This is a genomic window from Methylocaldum sp. (assembly GCF_039794385.1).
Taxonomy (GTDB): Bacteria; Pseudomonadota; Gammaproteobacteria; order Methylococcales; family Methylococcaceae; genus Methylocaldum.
Genome location: NZ_JBDIVO010000357.1, coordinates 1 through 4,646, shown reverse-complemented (window position 1 = coordinate 4,646; position 4,646 = coordinate 1). Strand labels below are relative to the sequence as shown.

At 60.9% G+C, this 4,646-nt stretch carries 4 protein-coding genes; 3 read left to right on the top strand and 1 reads right to left on the bottom strand.

The window, feature by feature from the left end:
- Both ABJK70_RS20635 and ABJK70_RS20630 read left to right on the top strand, forming a co-directional pair.
- On the top strand, positions 1–1,831 hold a 1,831-nt coding region (locus tag ABJK70_RS20635), incomplete at its 5' end, for a TonB-dependent receptor (protein WP_347258959.1).
- A 223-nt stretch (positions 1,832–2,054) separates the two neighbouring features.
- Entirely contained in the window at positions 2,055–3,137 is a 1,083-nt protein-coding gene (locus tag ABJK70_RS20630) for a dipeptide epimerase (protein WP_347258958.1), read from the top strand.
- Positions 3,138–3,530: 393 nt separating this feature from the next.
- Here ABJK70_RS20630 and ABJK70_RS20625 read toward each other — a convergent pair whose 3' ends face one another.
- The gene (locus ABJK70_RS20625) at positions 3,531–3,854 is read right to left on the bottom strand and encodes a hypothetical protein (protein WP_347258957.1); all 324 of its coding nucleotides are present in this window, start codon (positions 3,852–3,854) and stop codon (positions 3,531–3,533) included.
- Positions 3,855–4,243: 389 nt separating this feature from the next.
- On the opposite strand from ABJK70_RS20625, the gene ABJK70_RS20620 reads away from it, so the two are divergent.
- A partial coding sequence (locus ABJK70_RS20620; protein ID WP_347258956.1) for a VanZ family protein occupies positions 4,244–4,646 on the top strand: 403 nt, incomplete at its 3' end.

Genomic DNA, 4,646 nt, shown 5'->3' with positions numbered 1-4,646 from the left:
CCTCGCCACCCAGCACAGCGGCACCGGCAAGGCGAACCAGTATTTCCTGCGCGGCTTCAACCTGGACCATGGCACCGACTTCAGCGTCACCGTGGACGGCGTCCCCATGAACCTGCCCACCCACGCTCACGGGCAGGGTTATCTGGATCTGAACGGCATCATTCCGGAACTGGTGGACCGGGTGGAATACGGCAAGGGGCCTTACTACGCCGACGTGGGCGATTTTTCCTCCGCGGGCTATGCGCGCATGCACACCCTGCACCGGCTGCCGCAAGGATTCGTGAAGTTCACCGGCGGCGAATACGACTATTACCGCGTCGTGGCGGCGAACTCGAACGCGCTGGGAACGGGCGATCTCCTCTACGCCGCCGAAGTCAACTTCAATGACGGTCCCTGGAAGCGGCCGGAAGAACTCGACAAGTTCAACGGCATGTTGCGCTATACCATCGACCGTGAAGATTGGGGACTGGCGCTGCACGGCAAGGCCTATCGCGCCCAATGGAACGCCACCAATCAGATCCCGGAACGCGCCGTGCAATCCGGGCAAATCGATCTTTACGGAACAATGGACCCCAGCGATGCCGGCAAGACCGACCGCTACAGCCTATCCGGCGACTTCTGGAGCCGCGGCGATTCGTACAAGAATCAGCTTAACGTGTACGCGGCTTACTACGATGTCGCCCTGTTCTCCAATTTCACCGGTTTTCTCGACGACCCCGTCCACGGCGATCAAATCGGCCAGAAGGAACGACGCGTGATCGTGGGCGGCAGCGGAGAGCAGACCTGGTTCAACCGGTGGTTCGGCTTGGATATGGACAACACGCTGGGTTTCCAGGTCCGGCACGATGCCATCATGGACCTGACCCTGAACCGTACCGAACGGCGCCGCACCATCGGGTCGGTCAGCCGGGGCGATGTGGACGAAACCAGCCTCTCGTTCTACTTCAGCAACCAGACCCACTGGCTACCGAAATTCCGCACCGTGGCCGGGCTCAGAAGCGACACCTTTTTCTTCGACGTGGCCGACCGTCTTATCCCGCAAAATTCCGGCAGCGAGACCGCTTCCATCGTCAGCCCCAAGCTCAGTCTGATCTTCGGCCCCTGGCAAGATACCGAATTCTTCGTCAACCTGGGCTACGGCTTTCACTCCAACGACGCCCGCGGCGTGACCACGCGAGCCGACCCCACCGACCCCACGCTTCCGCAAAGCAGCGTGCCGCCGCTGGCCAAGCAACGGGGCGCCGAAGGCGGCATACGGAGTCAGTACGTGAAAGGACTCAACACCACCCTCGCGGTGTGGTGGCTGGAGTCCGACTCGGAACTGGTGTTCGCCGGAGACGCCGGCACCACCGAGCCCACCGGTAAAAGCGAACGCTACGGAGTCGAGTGGACCAATTTCTACAAGCCGGTCGACTGGCTGACCCTGGACGCCGATTTCGCCTTCACTTCGGCCAGCTATCGGGACGCGCCGCGCGGCGCCAACGACATTCCCAATTCCGTGGGTCGGGTCATCAGCGCCGGTGCGGTCGCCGAACTGCCTTACAACTTTTTCGCCACGGTGAGGCTGCGCCACTTCGGTCACGTGCCGCTCACGGAGGACGGCAGCGTCGACGCGGGCGACACGACCCTGGTCAATCTCGGCGCGGGCTATCAATACCGGCAACTGAAACTTGCCGTGGACGTCTTCAACCTGTTCGATTCGAAAAGCAACGATATCGCCTACTACTACACCTCGCGACTTCCGGGCGAACCGCCCGAGGGGGTCGACGGCGTTCTCAAACATCCGGTCATGCCGCGGCAGGTACGGGTCACGGCATCGGTCAGCTTTTGAACGAATTGAGACCCGGAAGTGTCCCGATCGATCCAGAGGCAAACCGGTGTGTCGGCAAGGGGTTGCCGACCTACTGACCTATAATGGCTCGACACGAGGCAGAAATTCGTAGGTCGGCAATCCCTTGCCGACATATCGGGTCCGACGGGGCGCTTTTGACGGCGATTCTTCCTAAGTCCTGCCTATAATGCCCCCAATGCGAACATAGGCAGCGAACGACGCCATGAACAAAGACCTCGAAATCAGACGAGTCGATATCCACAAACTCGACGTGCCCCTGATCGCACCGTTCACCATCGCCTCGTCGAGACTCGATCGCGTCCGCAACGTCGCGGTGCAAGTCACGCTCGCGGATGGATCGGAAGGATGGGGCGAGACCTCGACCTTGCCTCCCGTAACGGCCGAGGATCAGGCGATCGCGCTGGACGCGCTGAAGCAGGAGGCCGGCCGCTTGAAGGGACGACACGCCGGGGAATGGCGGCGGATCTCGGCGGAACTCCTCGAACGCGTCCCGAACTTCCCGTCGGTCCGGGCCGGCATCGAGATGGCGCTAATCGATGCCTTGGCGCGCCATTGCGGAATTCCGCTGTTCCGGTTTTTCGGCGGGTTTCAAAACCGGCTCGCCACCGACATCACCATACCCATTTGCGCCGCCGAGGACGCGGAAATTCTGGCCCGGCAATACCGCGGCGAAGGTTTCGAAATCCTCAAGGTCAAGATCGGCCTCGATCGCTCCGACGATATCGGCCGGCTCCTGGCCATCAGGCGCGGGCATCCGAGCAGCCGTTTGATTCTCGATGCCAATGCCGGCTATTCGTCCGACGAAGTCTTCGCCCTGCTAAGGGAACTTCGCCTCGCCGGCATCGAGCCCGCGCTGCTCGAACAGCCCGTCGCGCGAGAGGATTGGGACGGTCTCGCAAAGCTTGCCCGCGAAGCCGGCGTACCGGTGGCCGCCGACGAATCCTGCAGGACGCCAGAGGATGCTTTCCGAATCGTACGGGACCGCCTGGCCCAGGTGATCAACATCAAGCTGGTCAAGTGCGGCGTGGTCCGGGCGCTCGAAATCGCCGCCATCGCCCGCGCCGGCGGGCTGGACCTCATGATCGGCGGCATGGTCGAAACTCGGTTGGCCATGGGCTTCAGCGCGCATTTCGCGGCGGGACTCGGCGGCTTTCAATGGGTCGACCTGGATACGCCGATGCTGCTCGCGGACGATCCGGTGGAAGGCGGCTGCAAACCGGCCGGCCCCAATTATTTGCTGGATGCGGAAACCGCAGGGCATGGGGGGCGGCTATGCAAGTTTTGATTAATCTCTGCGCAGAGTTTGAAACGATACGCAATGCGTACTGCCTAGCGACACGGCTCTTTTCGGCGGGCTCAGGAAACCGGGATTTCGTAGGGTGGGTTAGGCCGCGAGGCCGTAACCCACCGAGCGACCTCGAATCGGTGGGTTACGCTCCGCTAACCCACCCTACGATGAGTGTTCACTCGAATGCCGAATGGAATTACGCGCACTCCCGCACCGCCCGGCCGTTGATCACTGCGCTTCAAGTGCGCCGTAACCCACGAAAGCAACGCTCGGTGGCCTTGACGCTCGCTTTGATGGGTTACGGCGCACGCCTGGCTTGCTGGGTTGCGCGGATGGTCCGGGCGCACCCACCCCACCCCACCACGGGCCCTCGGCAAGCCCGAGTGAAATTCAGGAAACGAACGTCCCCTTGTTCCGCGACTTCGTCTGTTCCGCATATTCCCGCTCGTTGCGCTGCCACTTCGACCGGCCGTAGAGATAACCCACGAAGGTCCAAACCAGGGCGCCCAGCATCAGACGAAACGGAAGATTGCCCTGGGTGCTGAAGATATCGCCGAACACCTGGTGTTGATACACCACGGTAGAAAAGACAAACATGAACCCGCCCCATTGCAGCACGCCATGAGTCCAAACGAAGCGGCGTTTCCCGCGCGCTCGGGTTTGCTCCCATTCAGCCAGGCGTTGCGGCGTCCAGGTTTTTTGGGTGTCTTTCATATCGATTCCGATCCAATGGGCTCTGTACGAAATTTCGCATAGGCCGATCCGCGCCGAAAAACGCGCAGTAACTCCAAATCGCCTTCGATAAGGCATTCATTTTGTAGGATGGGTAGAGCGAAGCGAAACCCATCGATGGTGGGTTAGGCCGCGCGGCCTCGAATTGGTGGGTTACGCTCCGCTAACCCACCCTACGATTAATGTTCACTTGCATGTCGCATGGAATAAGGATTCTTACCGGCGCAGCTTTTCACTGATACAGTCAGCAAATCGAAAAAGACCGCATCGCGATTGAACAAAAACGAAATGCGGCGTACGGTTTCCCCTGTTGCTGCCCGAATATTACCACCGGCCTTTCTCCAGCACCTGACGAGCTTGATATCCGACCGATGAGCATGCCCACAGCCGACCGTCGCCACGCCTTCTTCGCGTTCCTGGTCTACCTGGTTTTCGTTGTGTACGGAAGCCTGGTGCCTTTCGAGTATCGCGCCTACACGTTCGATGAGGCAGTCAAACAGTTCTCCGCCATTCAGTATCTGGACCTGGGTATCGAATCGAGGGCCGACTGGGTGGCCAACATCGTGCTCTATGTGCCGTTGTCGTTCCTGGGCTGCGCATGGGGCGTCGGCATACGGTCGACCGGGGCACTGCGTCACCTGACGGCGCTGTCGATCTTCGTGTTCTGCCTCGCGGTCGCGGTCGCGGTGGAGTTCACCCAGATATTCTTCGCTCCCCGCACAGTCTCGCTGAACGATCTTTTGGCCGAGACGCTCGGCTCGGCCGGCGGAATCG

What these genes read in the sequence shown, in the direction of transcription:
- ABJK70_RS20630 (WP_347258958.1), top strand. Translation starts at nt 2,055, where the DNA reads ATGAACAAAGACCTCGAAATCAGACGAGTCGATATCCACAAACTCGAC.
- ABJK70_RS20625 (WP_347258957.1), bottom strand. Translation starts at nt 3,854, where the DNA reads ATGAAAGACACCCAAAAAACCTGGACGCCGCAACGCCTGGCTGAATGG.